Below are 18,817 nucleotides of genomic sequence, written 5' to 3' on the forward strand. Positions count from 1 at the left end.
TACAAAACATAAGCAAAATAAATCAGTTGTAAGTAAAACATGATAAATGTTAATAATATTTTGCTATCAGGTTATCAAAAACAAACAACTTTACTTGTCACCGATACGGCTCTGTTTTTAACATCGCTTATGGAAAAAAATGTTCTGTTCAATCAGCGCATTCGCTTGCGCCACCTTCATACTTTTGTCGCCGTTGCACAGCAGGGAACATTGGGGCGCGCGGCTGAGACCCTTAACCTGAGCCAACCGGCTCTCTCCAAAACGCTAAATGAACTGGAGCAACTGACCGGGACCCGGCTCTTTGAGCGTGGCCGCCTTGGCGCGCAGTTAACGCTGCCCGGAGAACAGTTTCTTACCCACGCGGTAAGAGTGCTGGATGCGCTCAACACCGCCGGACAAGCGTTAAATCAGCGCGAAGAGTCGCAGACTGATGTAGTACGGATTGGGGCCTTACCCACCGCAGCACTGGGTATTTTGCCTGCGGTAATTGGTCCTTTCCACAAGCAGCAAATGGAGACCACGCTACAGGTTGCCACCATGAGCAATCCGATGATTTTGGCAGGTTTAAAATCCGGGGAAATCGACCTTGGCATTGGTCGCATGGCCGATCCAGAATTGATGGTCGGTCTGAATTATGAATTGTTGTTTCTGGAATCACTTAAACTGGTCGTGCGCCCTAACCATCCGCTGTTGCAGGAAACCATCACGTTAAGTCGGGTAATGGAGTGGCCGGTGGTGGTTTCGCCAAAAGGAACCGCACCTCGCCAGCACGCAGAAGCATTGTTGCAAAGTCAGGGTTGTAAAATGCCGCCAGGCTGCATTGAAACACTGTCAGCATCGCTTTCCCGCCAGCTGACGGTTGATTACGACTATGTGTGGTTTGTCCCTTCAGGCGCGGTTAGAGAAGATTTACGCCAGGCGACGCTGGTTTCGTTGCCGATACCTACCCACGGGGCGGGCGAACCCATCGGTATTCTTACCCGTGTCGATGTGCAACTCTCTCAGGCCGCGCAGATCCTTATCGCCGCAATACGCAAAACCGTACCGTTTTGATACCAAAAATTAAGGGACCATCAGGTCCCTTAATTTATTGTTAAAACGTTTCCCAGTTATCGCCACTGGCCGTTGCCGTCTGCGGACGTGAAGGGTCAGGCGTAGTGGTCACGAAAGCGCGTTTAATCGCGCTTATTCCTGTTAAACGAAACGTGCCAACGGCTTCCGTTAAGCGTGCAGCCTGCTCTTCCAGAGACGCCGCCGCAGCCGATGCTTCTTCAACCAGCGAGGCATTTTGCTGCGTAACCTTATCCATTTCTGATATCGCCTGGCTCACCTGTACGATGCCCCGGCTCTGCTCATCAGAAGCCGCCGCAATTTCTAACATAATGTCGGTGACGCGTTTTACCGCATCGACAATATCCGTCATCGTATTGCCCGCCGCGACGACTTCTCCGGAGCCCTGATCAATCAGTCGGACCGATTCGCTGATCAATCCTTCAATCTCTTTTGCCGCCTGAGCGCTGCGGCTTGCCAGCGTACGGACCTCACTGGCCACCACTGCAAATCCACGCCCCTGCTCTCCTGCCCGCGCCGCCTCAACCGCCGCGTTCAGCGCCAGGATATTGGTCTGGAAAGCAATGCTATTAATCACGGCTGTGATTTCGGAGATTTTCTTCGAGCTCGTTGAGATATTGCCCATGGTTTTCACCACGCCAGAAACCATCTGACCGCCCCGACTGGCCTTGCCGGACGCATCTTCCGCCAGCTTGCTTGCGTGATGCGCGTTGTCGGCGTTTTGCTTCACCGTGGCGGTCAGCTCTTCCATGCTGGCTGCCGTTTGTTCAATCGCTGCGGCCTGTTGTTCAGTACGTGAAGACAGATCGGTATTACCCGCCGAAATCTCACTGGTACCGCGGTAGATTTCTTCCGCGCCCTGACGTACCGTGCCCACCGTTTTCCCCAACGATCGTTGCATTGCCTGTAGGTGACGGCTCAGGCGACCAATTTCGCTACGCCCGGTCGGTTCATCTTGCATCGTCAGATCGCCCGCGGAAATTTGCTCAATACGCTTGGCCGCGCGTAACAGAGGATGAATGACCGTGCGGCGCAGAACAATGAACGTCATTACGGTCAGCGCCAGCGCAAGAACGAATGCACCCAGCATAAAAGCCATGCCGAGTTGTGTACGCTGATGCGCCTGCTCGCTTAACTGGTTCGCCCTTGCGGTACGAATGTCGATCGCTTTTAACAATACCTTATTGTAAGCAGAGTCCAGCGGTCGGGCCTGTTCATTTTCATGGTTGATGATCGCTTCAAACATGCCGTTTTTAGCGTACTTCAGCATGGGCTGTAAGCCGTCGGTATAGGCTTTGAAGCTGGCGCTCAGTTCAGCATCTAGCGCTTCATCAGCAGACGTTTTTACCGCACGCGACATATACGCGTTAAAACCGTCCTGCGACTGCTTGATCCGTTTTTCGGCCTCGGCAATATTGGCCTTCATGTCATCCATTTCGGCGATACGGCTCGCCGCGCCGGCGTGGATCATATTGATACGTGCGGTGCGTAAGTGGTTAGAGCTGTTAGATAACCCCATCCTGACCTGAATCTCATCGGTCACGTCGCGCTGATCGCGATCGGCCTGCATAAGAAAATAGCTTGCCAGCCCAGAACTTAGGGCGAACAGCAGGAGAATGCCACCGAGAATGGAGGAAAACAGCGGAACCAGCCGGATTTGATGCAGAAAGCCCAGTTTATGCTGGGCTTGCATCGATGTAGTGTTGTCCATGACCGTCGACTCTCTTGTAGGGTTTATGCGTGAAAACACGCCCGTTAGATAGTCATCGGCAATCCGGGAAGTTTACTTACCTTGAAAAGCGCCGGATTCGTCACACTTTCACAACATAATTCTAAAAAATTCAGGAAAGTGCCAGCGGTTAAATCCGCTGGCCAATGAATCAGTTATCGCCAAAGTGGATAACGGTACGGATGGACTTACCCTGATGCATTAAATCGAACGCTTCGTTAATCTGCTCCAGCGGTAAACGGTGGGTGATAAACGGATCCAACTGAATTTTCCCACTCATCGCATCTTCAACCATGCCAGGAAGCTGAGTGCGCCCTTTCACGCCGCCAAATGCGGAGCCGCGCCAGACACGCCCGGTAACCAGTTGGAATGGACGCGTTTTGATCTCTTGTCCTGCTCCCGCCACGCCAATGATGATGCTTTCGCCCCATCCTTTATGGCAACATTCCAGCGCTGCGCGCATCACGTTAACATTACCGATACATTCAAAGCTAAAATCCACACCGCCGTCAGTCAGTTCGACGATCACATCCTGAATCGGTTTGTCGTAATCCTTCGGGTTGATGAAGTCGGTCGCGCCCATCTCACCTGCCAGCTTAAATTTTTCCGGATTGGTATCAACGGCCAGAATACGCCCGGCTTTCGCCTGCACCGCGCCCTGAATGACCGCCAGACCAATACCGCCCAGACCAAATACGGCTACGGTGTCGCCTTCTTTCACTTTTGCGGTGTTATGGACGGCTCCGATACCGGTGGTCACGCCACAACCCAGCAGACACACTTTGTCCAGCGGGGCCTGCGGGTTAACCTTCGCCAGAGAGATCTCCGCGCAAACAGTGTATTCGCTGAAGGTGCTGGTGCCCATATAGTGATAAATCGGCTCACCGTTATACGAGAAGCGCGTTGTGCCATCCGGCATCAGACCTTTGCCCTGGGTCGCACGTACGGCCTGGCACAAGTTGGTTTTACCCGATTTACAGAACTTACACTCGCCGCACTCTGCGGTGTACAGCGGGATCACATGATCGCCCGGTTTCAGACTGGTAACGCCTTCGCCTACTTCAACCACAATGCCACCACCTTCATGGCCAAGTACCGCCGGGAATACGCCTTCCGGATCGTCGCCAGAGAGCGTAAAGGCGTCGGTGTGGCACACGCCGGTATGGGTAATTTTAACCAGCACTTCACCTTTCTTTGGCGGTGCGACGTCGATTTCGACAATTTTTAACGGTTGGCCGGGGCCGAATGCAACTGCTGCACGTGATTTCATTTGTCTCTTCCCATTATTGCGAGGTGATGGTGTTATTTTAGATAAGCACGCAGAAGATGGCCGATTTCAGCCATGCGCACGGCACGCTGATCTGGCGTAGTTTCCCCGCTGACCAGCTCGTCTTTCAGATGGATCTCAACCATTTCGCCCATCAGGCCATTGGATGCACCGCGCACGGCGGCAATTTGCTGCAGGATAGCCAGACACGGTTCGCCGGACTCCAGTGCGCGCTCAAGCGCATCAACCTGACCGCGAATACGGCGTACACGGGTGAGAATGCGTTTCTTGTCTTCAGGTGAATGCGGCATACGCCCTCCAGATACTATAGGGGGGTATACTATCAGATTTGTTATTTGGCTGTAAAATATATGATTACTGATTATGTTAACGCATTGATTTTTATTATATTAGTTTGAACAACACCCTGATTGGTTTTAACTGTGTCAGATGCACCCAAAGATTATGTAGATTAATAAGGCCTGCCTGAGCCAGTATCGCCAGGGTGATCATCAATGTGGACGCGGTAATCACAAGCATCAAACGACTAATATTTTTCTGGATCCTGATCTGCTGCTTTTCCCGTTTATCTTCAGATTCCCATGAAACAATTGTTGAAATAGCCTTGCCCTGAATATAATATTTTTCATCACTAAATCTGACATCCTCTGTAATTACAAGTGACTGGAGCAGCAGAAAGACCTTCCTCCTGAAATCTTCATTCTTGATATGTTTATACCAAAGCGTCCCGTACAATAGATCAATAACCTCATCACATGTTACTCCAGTGTGAGTTTTCTCTGGCGATTGATGTACATATTCGTTCACCAGCATCTGTAGCAACATTATACGATCAAGTCCACTCAACGCCTTGTTACTGGCGAATGAAGAAAAGAGATTGCTTTTTGCTCTCGTCAGAGCATTTTTTACATAAGCAATACGCGTAAAATAATTTATTGCAAAAAGAAAAATCGAATTAAACCTTAACGGACCTTGCTTTCTCCAATGAATAATCTCAACATTCATTTTTTCAATATCATTGAGTGGAAGGTTTATTTTCTCCATATAGGCGTGCTGCTCAGCATGCCATTTTTCAAGCACAACATTTTTGCCTCTTAGACTCACAAGCTGATATTTTTCTTGTTTTACATCCGAAAAATAAACACCATAGTAATTATATACTTGATCATCCACATGATTTTTCAGAGTAAACCGTGGCAGAAAATAACGCCATAATTTACCTTTAGCTCTCGAAACTAACGATTCTATGAACATGATTACGCTCTAACATCTTTAAATTGTCACAGTTAATGATAGTTCACTGTGCGAATAAAAAAGCCCTCCCCATTCGATAATGAGGAGGGCTTTTTGTACACCGATTTAGTGCTTATCAGTGATCTCAACAACGACATGGCGATCTGGAGCAAGACAATTAATCAGCTGCTGTCCGGTCTGCCCATCACAACTGGATCCCGTGACAGAATCACTCGAACCATATCCTTGTGCAGTAATATTTGCAGCCGGCATGCCTAACGCGACTAATTCATCGGCAACAGCCTGAGCGCGCTGGGCTGACAGTTGCTGGTTATAATCTGCGGCTCCGGTGCGATCGCTATAGCCAATAACAACGGTCGCTTTGTCTTTGGCCGGTTGCAGACCGGGATTTCGGTATAACTGCGCAATCGCCGCTTTCCCTTCTGGGGTTAATGCTGCTGAATCATAACCAAACATCACATCAGATTTTAAGTTAAAACGCTGAGGTTCAGGCGCAGGAGTTGCGGCAACTGCCGGTGCAGGCGTAACCTCCGCGTCGTCATGCTGGCCAAAGCGATATGACAACCCAGCGGTAACGGAACTAACATCACTTGATACGCCAATCTGGTTTTCATTACCCACATTGCTCACCCATTGATATTCCACGCGTCCAGCCCAGTTCTTGTTAAAGGCATATTCCGTACCAACAGCCACAACCGGACGCACACCAGTATCAAAGCGGTTATTGCCTTTAATATCTGACTCCGCGCGATATCCCATTGCCCCTGCACGACCGTAGATATCCCAATCAGCAGTCAAACCATAACTTGCTTTCAGCGACAATTGCAGACCCTGGCTTTTCATTTGAGAACCAGAAGAACCATTTTTACCGTTGAATTGCATATTACCTAAATAATCATAGCCGCCTTCAACTGCCAGCCATGGAGTAATCTGGTAGCCTGTAAAGACCCCGCCACCGACGTTATCGCTATCAAAACCAACATCACCATATTTATTACCATTGGCCCCCGTTTGCTGGCTTGCGCTGGTATCAAAGTAATGTGACCAACCAAATTTCCCACCAGCATACCAGGTTCCCGCATCCGCTGCGGCAAATGCCGTAGTCGCGGTCAGCGCATTTGCAATAATGAGTGTAATAAGCGTCTTTTTCATAAATTTCCTATTATAGACTTGCCGTTTGTCAGTTAGTTATCTGTTAGTCGGCGCTACAATAAAATTTTTAATGGCGGCTGATAATCGTTTTTTTATTTATTTCTGGACAGTTTTAGAATCGCTCTGGACGCTTATTTACGATAACAATGGCTATCCCACCCGCAGTAAATCGCTATATCTCGTTGTATAACGCGGTGAAAGCATATCTCGCTTCATTGCCCACGGTTGTTGTATACCTTGTCCGGCAAAATAGAGTGTTCCTTTACCCTTTTCAGCATTGAGTGTATCCAGAACGGCCATCAGCTTATCGCTGTTATGCCGTGGAACGTTGTCATCAAAAAGATTCAACTGTGCAACGCCTGAGCTAAAAAAATCGCCCAGCATGACCCCTGCTTTTTGATAACGTTGTCCCTCTCGCCATATTGCGTCCAGGCTACGTGTGGCCGCCCTTATAATTTCCCGACTATCCTGGGTTGGTGTCAGCAGTTTTATCGATGCGCTGTTACCGTAATACGGTTCATTCAGGGAAAATGGGCTGGTTTTGATAAACGTAGAGATAAACCGGCAGAACTGGTGCTCTCTGCGTAATTTTTCCGCAGCACGTGCAGCATAGGTACAAATAGCCTCTCTCATCGCATTGTAATCCGTGAGTTTTTCACCAAACGATCTTGAACAAATGATCTCCTGCTTAACTGGCGCAAACTCTTCCAACGCCAGGCAAGGTTCACCGCGCAATTCCCGCACAGTGCGCTCAAGCACGACGTTGAAATGTTTGCGGATAAAGCGAATATCGGTATCCGCCAGGTCGCATACTGTTTTAATACCCATGGCGTCCAGTTTTTTACTGATACGGCGTCCGACACCCCAGACTTCATCAACCGGGAGCGCAGCCATCAGCTTACGCTGACGCTCAATATTCGAGAGATCCACCACCCCGCCAGTCTGTTCCTGCCACTTTTTGGCAGCATGGTTCGCCAGCTTGGCCAGGGTTTTGGTCTGGGCGATACCGACCCCAACCGTGAGGCGTGTTTTCTGTAAAATGGTTTCTCTGATTTCACGACCAAAATCTGTAAGATCCCTGCAGTTTCGCACGCCGGTTAAATCACAAAAGGCTTCATCGATACTGTACATTTCCACGCGCGGAGACAGCTCCTCCAGAATCGACATTACCCTGCTACTCATATCCGCATACAGCTCGTAGTTCGAACTAAAGCAGAACACGCCGCAGCGCCTGAACAGATCTTTCTGTTTGAAGTATGGTGCTCCCATATTGACGCCAAGCGCCTTCGCTTCCGCGCTACTGGCAATGACACAACCATCGTTATTTGAAAGAACAACAACGGGTTTACCTTTCAGGTCCGGTCGGAATGCCGATTCACAACTGGCATAAAACGAATTAACATCCACCAGCGCAAACATAATCAGCCCGCGGATTTAATGATAAATGTCACCACGCCAAATATATCCAGCGTGTCCTCGCTGCCGATCATGATCGGTGCGTAGGCGCTGTTCTCTGGCCTCAACATCACCACCGGATGCAATTGCAGGCGCTTAACGGTGAATTCGCCTTCAATAGCAGCAATCACAATGTCTCCGTGGGCCGCTTTTCTGGCACTGTCGACTACCAGCAAGTCGCCAGCACCGATCCCTGCCCCCATCATGGAGTCGCCAGACGATTTAACAAAATAGGTTGCGCTGGGATGCTGCACCAACAGGTCGTTAAGATCGATACGTTTCTCAACGTAATCCTGCGCCGGAGAAGGAAAACCGCAGGGCACGAGATCGCTAAATAGCGGGAAGTGTTTGATTTCGGGGTGTTCAACTGGCTGGAAAAACAACATAATAATCTGCCTCTCATATAACTGTATTTATATACAGTAGTTTTAATGAGGACAGTGATCAAGTGACAGACGTGGCGAACTGAGCGTTGTTTAATCATCTTGCCGGTAAGCGTTTATGCTGTCTGGAAAAATAATTTTCGGTTTTATTCCACAGAAGAAAGTACAAATTTTCGCAACATGTACTCAGCCGGAATGATAACGACTACGGTGCCCTTAAAGCGCGTATAGTGGCGTACTAAAATCATTAAAACGGACACATTATGACCACCGCAGGGAAAAGTCATCCGCTGGCCATTGGCGGCCTCATCACCTTAACGCTCATCTGGAGCTACAGCTGGATCGCGATGAAACAGGTCACGCACTACATCGGCGCGTTCGACTTCACCGCACTACGCTGTTCTTTTGGCGCATTATTGTTATTCATCGTTCTGTTACTGCGTGGCCGAGGAATGCGCCCGACACCTTTCGGCTATACGTTAGCGATCGCCTTACTACAAACATGCGGCATGGTTGGATTATCACAATGGGCGCTAGTCAGCGGCGGCGCAGGTAAAGTAGCCATACTGAGTTATACCATGCCATTCTGGGTGGTGATTATGGCCGCCATTTTCCTCGGTGAACGCATGCGGCGTTTACAGTATTTCGCCATTGCCGTGGCAGCTGCGGGATTATTGCTGGTTTTACAGCCATGGCAACTGAACTTTGCCTCAATGCAAAGCGCGCTACTGGCGATCCTTTCTGGGATCAGTTGGGGGGCCAGCGCGATTGTCGCCAAGCGAATGTATACCCGCCATCCGAATATCGATCTGTTAGGGTTGACCGCATGGCAGATGCTGTATGCCGCGCTGGTGATGAGCCTGGTGGCCTGGCTGGTTCCACAGCGAGCTCCAGACTGGCAACCTGTCGTTTTCTGGGCATTAGCTTATAGCGCCGTGCTGGCGACGGCGCTGGCATGGAGTTTATGGCTGTTTGTGTTGCGTAACTTACCAGCCAGTATTGCCAGCTTAAGTACGCTGGCGGTACCTGTCTGTGGCGTTCTGTTTTCCTGGTGGTTGCTGGGTGAAGAGCCTGGTGTTGTTGAAGGCTGCGGTATTGTGCTGATTGTTGTTGCGCTAGCTATCGTCAGCCTGAAAAAACGCGTCTCCCAGGTTCAAAGCGTACGAAAAGCACCACCCTGCGAAAATTAATCGGCTAAAAAAATGCCCCGCATTTGCGGGGCGTTACCTCAGGAGCGTTTGCGCGGCATCATGCGCAGCAGCGTATTATCCTTCCAGAAATAGTGATGCATCAGGGCCGCAACGGCATGCAGGGCAATAACAAAATAGCCCAGGTTTGCCAGCGTCACGTGCCAGGACTTCAGCATATCCACTAAATCAAAGTTGGCCTCTGCCGCATGCGGCATAACGATGCCGAATGCAATCCACGGGTTACCCCGGTTGTACATCATCACCAGCCCAATAATCGGCAGGACAATAAACAACAGATAGATAACCAGATGCCCCAGATGCGCCATGCCGGTCATCATTGGCTTCGGTTTCGGCACAATCGGCGGTGCCGGGTATTTCAGCCTGACCAGCAGACGCGCCACCATCAGCGTTAATATCGTGATACCACAGGATACGTGCACCATGTTGAATAAGGGACGATAGCTGCGCGGGAAAAATCCGCGAAACTCCATGGCGCTATAGGCCACAATAACTAACAAAAAGACCAGCCAGTGAATACCGATTTGCAGGCCAGAATACTTATTCCCCATAACACTTCCTGAATAAAAACAATAATGCGTCAACATAACGGGCTTTTGTTAAAAATTCATTAACTTTTGTTCACCCATTTTCAGTCGCTTACGCTTAACCGCAAGAACCGCTATTGCCGAGGATGCCTGTCTGGACTAAGCCTGGTAGGGAAAATATGTCGTACCGCCTCATCCTGACAGGAGAAAACCATGAGTAAAATTGGCATTAACGGTTTTGGTCGTATCGGTCGTCTGGTATTGCGTCGGCTACTGGAAGTCAAAAGCAACGTGGAGGTTGTGGCCATTAATGACCTCACCTCGCCCAAAATCCTCGCCTATCTGTTAAAGCACGATTCAAACTACGGCCCGTTTCCCTGGAGCATCGACTTTACCGAAGACGCGCTGGTTGTCGACGGTAAAAAAATCGCGGTTTACGCAGAAAAAGAGGCCAAAAATATCCCGTGGAAAACCACTGGCGCTGAGATAATCATCGAATGCACCGGTTTTTATACCTCGACAGAAAAAGCCAACGCACACCTGGATGCAGGTGCCAAAAAAGTGCTGATATCCGCCCCGGCTGGCGACATGAAGACCATTGTCTTTAACGTCAACGACGACACAATGGATGCGAACGATCGGATTATCTCGGTCGCATCGTGCACCACCAACTGCCTGGCACCGATGGCGAAAGCGCTGCACGATAGCTTCGGTATTCAGCTTGGCACTATGACCACCATCCACGCCTACACGGGAACGCAGTCGCTGGTTGATGGTCCACGCGGGAAAGATCTGCGCGCCTCACGGGCTGCGGCAGAAAATATCATTCCCCATACCACCGGAGCCGCCAAAGCCATTGGTCTGGTCATTCCGGCGTTGAGCGGAAAATTAAAAGGCCACGCCCAGCGTGTTCCGGTGAAAACCGGATCCGTTACGGAACTGGTTTCGATATTGGGGAAAAAAGTCACTGCTGAAGAGGTCAACAACGCGCTGAAAAAAGCCACGCAAAATAATGAGTCATTTGGTTATACCGATGAGGAGATTGTCTCATCAGATGTCATTGGCTCGCATTTCGGTTCGGTATTTGATGCAACACAAACCGAGATTACCGAAGTGGGCGATCTGCAACTGGTAAAAACCGTCGCCTGGTACGATAACGAATACGGTTTTGTCACCCAGCTTATTCGTACGCTGGATAAATTTATCAAGCTCTAATGTTCTGGCGGAGGCCTGCCTCCGCCCTCTTTCATTTCCCGCGAATTCAATACGTTGTGAGTCTCTCCCCGTTTTCGATTCACTGACTGTGCTATAGCTAACCTTTGCCACTGAGGGAGCATAGTAATGGAAGCACTGAGTCGTGAAACGTTAGAAAACATGATGGAGCAAGCCGTTGCCCACGCAACCACCGTCTCATTCTGGCCGCAGAGTGAAGCCCCCGGAGCAAAAAACAGCGATGCGATCTTTACGCCAGAACCCCGACATACAGGAACATCTCAGTATGATCGTGCTGTCACCGGTATTCGCGCCCCGGAAATTACCGTTTATGCCCCCGAAAAACCTAACGGCGTAGGGATCCTTGTTACACCGGGAGGTTCTTACCGTCGCGTGGTGATGGATAAAGAAGGCAGCGTACTGGCACCATTCTTTAACGCCCGCGGTTATACCCTGTTTGTGATGACCTACCGCATGCCGGGTGATGGCCATGAGGAAGGTGCAAACGCGCCGCTGGCCGATGCCCAGCGCGCCATGCGCTACATTCGTGCCAACGCCCATGAATGGAAAATTAACCCTGATCGTATCGGTGTGTTGGGCTTCTCTTCCGGTGGTCACGTGGCCGCCAGTCTGGGAACCCGGTTTGCCGAACCGGTTTATACACCGATTGATAGCATAGACGAGCAACCAACGCGTCCTGCGTTCATGGCGTTGGTCTACCCGGTGATTACTCTGCGCGAAGACATCGGTCACCCGGGCTCTCGTCTTGAGCTGGTTGGCGCTACGCCCGAAAAGGAAGATCTGCGCCACTATTCTCTGGAAGAACGCGTGGATAGCACAACGCCGGCGACGTTCCTGCTACACGCCATCGACGATCCGGCGGTGAAAGTGGAAAACAGCCTGGTCTTCTTTAATGCGCTACGTGAGCAGGGAGTTCCGGTCGAAATGCATCTGTTTGAACGCGGTAAGCACGGATTTGGTATTCGCGATGCGCAAGGGTTACCGCTGGCCATCTGGCCGGAAATGATGATGAACTGGATAGCCACCAAAGTGTGAGAATGGCGCCGGGTGACCTACAGGCTCACCCGGCGAAAAAATTAGGACTGCAGATACACCACTTGCGTTTGCAGGTATTCGTTCAGACCATGTTTGCCGTCTGCCCCGCCAATCCCGGACTTACGCCAGCCAGCGTGGAAGCCCTGCATCGCCTCGAAGTTTTCACGATTAATATAGGTTTCGCCAAACTTCAGCCCCTTAATCGCTTTCATTGCCGTATTCAGATTCTGCGTATAAATCGATGAGGTCAGTCCGTAGTCGCTGTCGTTGGCCATCGTCAGCGCCTGTTCCAGCGTATCAAACGCCACCACCGGCAGCACCGGACCAAACGTCTCCTCGTGCATAATCGCCATTTCCTGACGCACGTCTAACAGTAACGTCGGCGGATAGTAATAACCTTTGCCGGCAACGGCTTTACCGCCCAGCACCACTCTGGCCCCTTCCTGCACCGCTCGTACGACTTTCTGCTCTACACGCTCCAGCGCAGCGGCGTTAATCAGCGGCCCCATCGCAATGTCATTGCGCTCGGCCGGATTGCCAAACAGCACGGCTTTCATCGCCTCACCCAGACGATTAACGAACTGGTCATAGATACCTTTCTGAACGTATACGCGCTCGGCACAGTTGCATACCTGTCCGGTATTAATCACCCGTGAGTCAACAATGGCCTTCACTGCCAGCTCAAGGTCAGCATCGTCCATCACGATAGCTGGAGCTTTACCACCCAACTCCAGACAAACTTTGGTGATGTTTTTGGCCGCTGCGGCCATAATTTTCTCACCTGCGCCGACGCTACCGGTCATGCTCACCATGGCGACCTTCGGGTTTCCGGCCAGCTCCTGACCGACCGTTTCACCGCGTCCCAGCACCAGGTTAAAGACTCCGCGCGGTAAACCAATGTCATCAACAATTTTGGCAAAGGCGATGGCGTTATTCGGTGTGAATTCACTCGGCTTAATGACGATGGTATTCCCCGTCAGCAAGGCGGGAGCCAGTTTGCGGGCAATCAGGAAAAACGGGAAGTTCCACGGTAGAATGCCCGTCGTCACGCCCAGTGCACGCTTAAACAGCAGGATATTCTCACCCGGGCGATCGCTTTGCAGGATCTCGCCTTCATAACGACGCGCCCACTCCGCCATGTAATCGATATAGTCGGCGGTAAACGCGACTTCAACGTCAGCCAGTTGTTGAATTTTTCCACCTTCCGCCACAATCAACGCGCTGATTTCATCGGCTCGCTGGCGGATACCTGCAGAAATTTTGCGTAACCAGTTTGCCCGTTCAATGGCAGGCAACGCTTCCCATTGCGGCTGAGCGCGATCCGCAGCATCGATCGCTTTACGCGCATCTTCGGCACGCCCATCGGGAATACGCGAGATAATCTCTTCCGTGGCCGGATTGACGACATCAATCCAGGCGTCATCGTGCCAGGTCACAAACTGCCCATCGATATACATAGGATGTTGTACGGGTACTGACATGCGGCTCTCCTGTGATTGATTTGTTTTTAACAAGTAAAACTATTGTTAATTAATATCAATCATGCATGACGCATTATCGCTGGAGTGGCGGTTCTGTGAACTGCTTCATAAAAGCATCTGGAAAAGTGATGATGAAGAGAAAAAACGGGTGGGCTTTCTGCCCGTTTGCCATAAAACGCCGACAAACGGGCAGCAAAAATTACAGAGAACGGCTCTCCAGTAAGTCGGTCAGCGCGGTATCATTTTTTAGCTGCTGCCAGGCTTGCTCAACGTCCTGGGGAATATCAACATGTACGATAAAATCGTGTCCACAGGGCCCATACCCGGCAGCATCATCCCGCAGGCGCGGAAGTTCACCGGTAATGAGAGAAAGATAGCGGTCTACCGACCACAGACCTTCTGCCGCGGGCACAAAATCCACGCCGTTGTGCTGTTGGGCCAGTTCAGGAATGAAACCAGGGAAACTCAACCAGCGCGGCGCATGTTGCTCATCGCGGGTTACGCGCTGAAACGTGGCCATTGTGCGGCGTTGCATAGTGGGATCCTGCACCACAATGACGGTATGAATGCTTTCTGCCGCCTGATTCAGTAACGCACAGCTAAATCGGGCATTTTCACCGCAGTTTGTCGACTGATCTTCCACCCAAATTTTCTCACCTGGAATTTGCCAGAACTGGTGAGCAATATCGGCAAGGATCGCCGCTTCCGCGCGCCCGGTAGTACGAATGATGTTATAACGCGGATGCCGGGCAATCGCATCATACAGAAAGCGCGTGGAATGACCGATACCACCGCTAATCAGCAAGGGAACCTGTTGCTCTTTCGCGATCCGACAAGCAGCGTCGATGGTCGGAATAACCGCGTTCCCTGCCAGAATCACGCAATCTGACTGAACGGAGATATTCCCCGTAAAATCATTCTGCGCCAGCCATCGCCCTACGGTATTGATAGCCGCAAGAGTGGTTGCGGAAAGTGTCGGAAACTGACTCATATTGATGACTCCTGGTGTTTATCTTTACCGGGTACAGATGCCGGATGGCGACTACGCCTTATCCGGCCTACGGCCCTGCACCGATTTATCCCGAAATCTGCTCCATCGCCTGCAGAATACGTTTATCGGAGATCGGATACGGTGTACCAAGCTGCTGGGCAAAATAGCTGACGCGCAGCTCTTCTATCATCCAGCGGATCTCTTTGACATCGGCATCTTGACGGCGCGCGGGAGGCAGTTTATTGAACCACTGCTGCCAGGCCTGCTGCACACTGTCCACTTTCAGCATCTGTGCACGGTCACGGTGCGGGTCGATAGCCAGTTTTTCCAGACGTTTTTCAATAGCCTGCAAATAACGCAACGTATCGCCCAGACGTTTGAAACCATTGCCGGTAACAAACCCGCGATACACCAGGCCGCCCATTTGCGATTTGATATCCGCAAGACCCAGCGCCATGGTCATATCCACGCGCCCTTTCAGACGTTTGTTGATATTAAACACTGCGGTCAGGATCTGTTCGACCTGCTTCGCAATCTCCACCACCGTATCGTTCAGTTCAGCCCGCACTTTTTCATGCAACGCCGCGAAGCCTTCTTCGGTCCACACCGGACCACCGTTGGCGTCAATTAACTGATCCACACCGCAGGAGATACAGTCGTCAATCAAATCCAGAACTTTACCGTACGGGTTAAAGTACAGCCCCAGCTTGGCTTTATTGGGCAGCTTCTCGTGCAAATATTTGATTGGCGAAGGAATATTCAGCAGCAACAGGCGGCGTAAACCGCACCACATCGCCTGCAGTTGTTCCAACGGATTATCAAACAGTTTGATGGCAACGCTGTCACGCTCATCGACCAGCGCCGGCCACGCTTTCACCTTATAGTTACCGCGTTTTTGTTCGTAACTTTCCGGAAGCTGACCGAAGCTCCAGATGTGCAACCCACTCTGTTCGATGCCGTCATCGGCCACCGCGGACAATGTTTCCTGAACTTTGCCCTTCAGCGCATCTTTCAGGCCCTGTAGCGAACGTCCTTCCTGCAGTTTCTTATTTTTATCATCCACCACCCGGAAGGTGATTTTTAAGTGATCTGGCACCTGATCCCAGTGCCAGTCTTCACGGTCAACGGTAACGCCGGTCATGCGGCGCAGTTCACGCTCCAGCGAGTCCAGCAGCGGCAGTTCCAGCGGTGTGACGCGGCCTAAAAACGCTTCCGCATAGTTCGGCGCGGGCACAAAGTTGCGTCGTACCGGTTTTGGCAACGACTTAATCAGGGCTATCACCAGTTCGCGGCGCAGTCCCGGGATTTGCCATTCAAAACCGCTCTCTTCGATCTGATTAAGCAGCGGGAGTGGAATATGTACGGTCACACCGTCCGCATCGGCTCCGGGTTCGAACTGATAGCTCAGGCGAAGTTTGAGGTTACCCTGATGCCAGAAGTTCGGGTAATCCAGCTTACTGATTTTCTCTGCGCCCTCTTTGATAAGCATGCTCTTTTCAAAGTTGAGCAGATCCGGCGTTTCACGGCTGACCTTTTTCCACCAGCTGTCAAAGTGACGCGCAGAGACCACATCATGGCTGATGCGCTGGTCGTAAAACTCAAACAGCGTCTCATCATCGACCAGAATGTCGCGACGGCGCGATTTGTGCTCTAACTCTTCCACTTCCGCCCGTAGCTTCAGGTTATCGCGGAAAAACGCATGGCGCGTTTGCCAGTCGCCTTCCACCAGCGCATGGCGGATGAACAACTCACGCGACAGTGCGGGATCGATCTGGCTGTAGTTCACCTTACGGGCCGCCACAATCGGTAAACCGTAGACGGTGACCTTTTCTGTCGCCATCACAGCACCCTGCGCGCGCTCCCAGTGAGGTTCACTGTATGAACGTTTGATCAGATGCTGGGCTACCGGTTCCACCCATTCAGGATCGATACGCGCGGCAATACGTCCCCACAGGCGGCTGGTTTCTACCAGCTCTGCCACCATCGTCCACTTCGGCGGTTTTTTGAATAAACCCGACCCCGGAAAGATCGAGAAGCGAGCGTTACGCGCCCCGGTAAACTCCTGTTTATCGGTATCTTTCATCCCGATGTGCGACAGTAAACCGGTCAGCAACGCGACGTGGATCTCCCGATATTCAGCAGGTTCACTGTTAACCGGAATACCCAACTCTTTCACCACCTGGCGCAGTTGCGTGTAGATATCCTGCCACTCGCGCACGCGCAGGTAGTTCAGGAAATCGACTTTGCACTGGCGACGGAACTGGTTTGACGACAGTGCTTTTTGCTGCTCGCCGAGATAGTTCCACAGATTCACAAATGCGAGGAAATCAGACTCTTTGTCATGGAAACGGCGATGCTTCTCGTCGGAAGCCTGCTGCTTGTCCATCGGACGCTCGCGCGGATCCTGAATGGACAGCGCCGAGGTAATGATCATCGCCTCACGCACACAGCCATGTTTTTGCGCTTCCAGCACCATGCGTGCCAAGCGCGGGTCCACCGGCAGTTGCGACAGCTGACGGCCCAACGGCGTTAACTTGTAAGCGGTTGCCTGTTCGTCGGTGGTTATCGCCCCCAGCTCTTCGAGCAGACGTACACCGTCCTGAATATTGCGCTTATCCGGCGCTTCAACAAACGGGAACGCGGCGATATCGCCCAGCCCCAACGCGGTCATCTGCAAAATAACGGATGCCAGGTTGGTACGCAGGATCTCCGGGTCGGTAAACTCCGGACGCGACAGGAAATCGTCTTCGGAATACAGACGAATACAGATCCCTTCCGAAACACGACCGCAGCGGCCTTTACGCTGATTAGCAGAGGCCTGCGACACCGGTTCAATCGGCAAGCGCTGAACTTTGGTACGGTAACTGTAGCGACTGATACGCGCGGTGCCCGGATCTATTACGTATTTGATTCCCGGAACGGTCAGCGACGTTTCCGCCACATTGGTCGCCAGCACGATACGGCGACCACTGTGCGACTGGAACACGCGGTTCTGTTCGCTGTTTGAAAGGCGCGCATACAGCGGCAGCACTTCGGTGTGGCGTAAATCCAGCTTATTCAGGGCATCGGCGGTATCACGGATTTCACGTTCGCCGCTCATGAAGATCAGAATATCGCCTGGCCCTTCACGTCCCAGTTCATCTACGGCATCAAAAATTGCCTGCAGTTGGTCACGCTCTGTGTCATCTGCATCTTCAACAATCGGGCGATAGCGCACTTCCACCGGATACGTCCGGCCGGAGACTTCGATAATCGGCGCGTTATTGAAATGCTTTGAAAAACGTTCAGGATCGATGGTCGCCGACGTGATGATAATTTTTAGATCCGGGCGACGCGGTAGAAGTTCTTTCAGATAGCCGAGCAGAAAGTCGATATTCAGACTGCGTTCATGCGCTTCATCGATGATGATGGTGTCGTACTGCATTAGCAGCCGATCCTGTTGGATTTCCGCCAACAGGATACCGTCCGTCATCAGCTTGACCATAGTGTTATCACTGACATGATCGCTAAAACGAACCTTATAACCGATACAGCCGCCCGGCTCGGTTTGCAGTTCTTCCGCAATACGGTTCGCCACAGTACGCGCCGCCAGACGACGCGGCTGGGTATGGCCGATCAGCCCTTTTACCCCGCGCCCCAGCTCCATACAGATTTTGGGTAACTGGGTGGTTTTCCCCGAACCGGTCTCACCGGCAACAATCACCACCTGATGGTCGCGAATTGCTTCCAGAATATCCTGTTTTTTCTGGCTGACGGGCAGGTTTTCCGGATAGCTGATTTCCGGACGCGCCGCTTCACGCAGCACAACTTTACCGGCTGCCTGCTCAATCTCTTTCGCCATCTCCTGGTAAATGGCCTGTTGTGCATCAGGATTTTTAACCTTCTTCACACCGTGCAGGCGGCGGGCAAAACGCTGCCTGTCACGCAGCATCAGTGAATCCAGCTGTTGCTGCAACATGTTGAAGGTTAATTTTTGTTGTTCTGTCATAGCGTTAAAAGGCAGTGCTCTG

General features: G+C 51.4%; 15 protein-coding genes. 4 read left to right on the forward strand and 11 right to left on the reverse strand.

The window, feature by feature from the left end; genetic code table 11:
• Positions 1 to 129: 129 nt before the first annotated feature.
• Positions 130 to 1,053, forward strand: coding sequence for a pca operon transcription factor PcaQ (gene pcaQ / locus OGX92_RS16035; RefSeq protein WP_003020288.1), 924 nt, complete (start codon positions 130 to 132; stop codon positions 1,051 to 1,053).
• 40 nt (positions 1,054 to 1,093) lie between these two features.
• On the opposite strand, the gene OGX92_RS16040 is transcribed toward pcaQ, so the two are convergent.
• The 7 genes from OGX92_RS16040 to OGX92_RS16070 all read right to left on the reverse strand — a co-directional run bounded on the left by OGX92_RS16040 (position 1,094) and on the right by OGX92_RS16070 (position 8,335).
• Positions 1,094 to 2,782, reverse strand: coding sequence for a methyl-accepting chemotaxis protein (locus OGX92_RS16040; protein ID WP_126957611.1), 1,689 nt, complete (start codon positions 2,780 to 2,782; stop codon positions 1,094 to 1,096).
• A 169-nt stretch (positions 2,783 to 2,951) separates the two neighbouring features.
• Complete coding sequence (locus tag OGX92_RS16045) at positions 2,952 to 4,070, reverse strand: S-(hydroxymethyl)glutathione dehydrogenase/class III alcohol dehydrogenase (RefSeq protein WP_126957613.1); 1,119 nt, start codon at positions 4,068 to 4,070, stop codon at positions 2,952 to 2,954.
• A gap of 32 nt (positions 4,071 to 4,102) precedes the next feature.
• Positions 4,103 to 4,378 (reverse strand): metal/formaldehyde-sensitive transcriptional repressor, encoded by a 276-nt coding sequence (locus tag OGX92_RS16050; protein WP_003833178.1) that lies wholly within the window; start codon positions 4,376 to 4,378, stop codon positions 4,103 to 4,105.
• Positions 4,379 to 4,472: 94 nt separating this feature from the next.
• Positions 4,473 to 5,261: a hypothetical protein gene (locus OGX92_RS16055; protein ID WP_050542087.1), complete on the reverse strand. Its 789-nt coding sequence runs from the start codon at positions 5,259 to 5,261 to the stop codon at positions 4,473 to 4,475.
• Between the two features lie 186 nt (positions 5,262 to 5,447).
• Positions 5,448 to 6,494: a porin OmpA gene (ompA, locus tag OGX92_RS16060; protein ID WP_003833180.1), complete on the reverse strand. Its 1,047-nt coding sequence runs from the start codon at positions 6,492 to 6,494 to the stop codon at positions 5,448 to 5,450.
• Between the two features lie 150 nt (positions 6,495 to 6,644).
• Complete coding sequence (locus OGX92_RS16065; RefSeq protein ID WP_003833181.1) at positions 6,645 to 7,913, reverse strand: Y-family DNA polymerase; 1,269 nt, start codon at positions 7,911 to 7,913, stop codon at positions 6,645 to 6,647.
• A gap of 2 nt (positions 7,914 to 7,915) precedes the next feature.
• Complete coding sequence (locus OGX92_RS16070) at positions 7,916 to 8,335, reverse strand: translesion error-prone DNA polymerase V autoproteolytic subunit (RefSeq protein ID WP_286586805.1); 420 nt, start codon at positions 8,333 to 8,335, stop codon at positions 7,916 to 7,918.
• Positions 8,336 to 8,595: 260 nt separating this feature from the next.
• On the opposite strand from OGX92_RS16070, the gene OGX92_RS16075 reads away from it, so the two are divergent.
• Positions 8,596 to 9,522 (forward strand): DMT family transporter, encoded by a 927-nt coding sequence (locus OGX92_RS16075; RefSeq protein WP_063940792.1) that lies wholly within the window; start codon positions 8,596 to 8,598, stop codon positions 9,520 to 9,522.
• A gap of 38 nt (positions 9,523 to 9,560) precedes the next feature.
• On the opposite strand, the gene cybB is transcribed toward OGX92_RS16075, so the two are convergent.
• Complete coding sequence (gene cybB, locus OGX92_RS16080; protein ID WP_003833183.1) at positions 9,561 to 10,091, reverse strand: cytochrome b561; 531 nt, start codon at positions 10,089 to 10,091, stop codon at positions 9,561 to 9,563.
• A 189-nt stretch (positions 10,092 to 10,280) separates the two neighbouring features.
• Between cybB and gap the strand changes: the two genes are divergently transcribed.
• On the forward strand, positions 10,281 to 11,282 hold the full coding sequence (gene gap / locus OGX92_RS16085; RefSeq protein WP_003833184.1) for a type I glyceraldehyde-3-phosphate dehydrogenase: 1,002 nt from the start codon (positions 10,281 to 10,283) through the stop codon (positions 11,280 to 11,282).
• A 126-nt stretch (positions 11,283 to 11,408) separates the two neighbouring features.
• On the forward strand, positions 11,409 to 12,335 hold the full coding sequence (locus OGX92_RS16090) for an alpha/beta hydrolase (protein ID WP_286586807.1): 927 nt from the start codon (positions 11,409 to 11,411) through the stop codon (positions 12,333 to 12,335).
• Between the two features lie 41 nt (positions 12,336 to 12,376).
• Here OGX92_RS16090 and aldA read toward each other — a convergent pair whose 3' ends face one another.
• The 3 genes from aldA to hrpA form a co-directional block, all read right to left on the reverse strand.
• The gene (aldA, locus tag OGX92_RS16095; protein ID WP_286586809.1) at positions 12,377 to 13,816 is read right to left on the reverse strand and encodes an aldehyde dehydrogenase; all 1,440 of its coding nucleotides are present in this window, start codon (positions 13,814 to 13,816) and stop codon (positions 12,377 to 12,379) included.
• A gap of 199 nt (positions 13,817 to 14,015) precedes the next feature.
• Positions 14,016 to 14,807, reverse strand: a complete 792-nt coding sequence (locus tag OGX92_RS16100) for a YdcF family protein (protein WP_003833187.1) — start codon at positions 14,805 to 14,807, stop codon at positions 14,016 to 14,018.
• 85 nt (positions 14,808 to 14,892) lie between these two features.
• A complete protein-coding gene (gene hrpA, locus OGX92_RS16105) occupies positions 14,893 to 18,795 on the reverse strand; it encodes an ATP-dependent RNA helicase HrpA (RefSeq protein ID WP_286586812.1) in 3,903 nt (1,300 codons plus the stop codon).
• Positions 18,796 to 18,817 lie beyond the last annotated feature (22 nt).

Source organism: Citrobacter sp. Cpo089, assembly GCF_030332695.1.
Classification (GTDB): Bacteria; Pseudomonadota; Gammaproteobacteria; order Enterobacterales; family Enterobacteriaceae; genus Citrobacter; species Citrobacter portucalensis.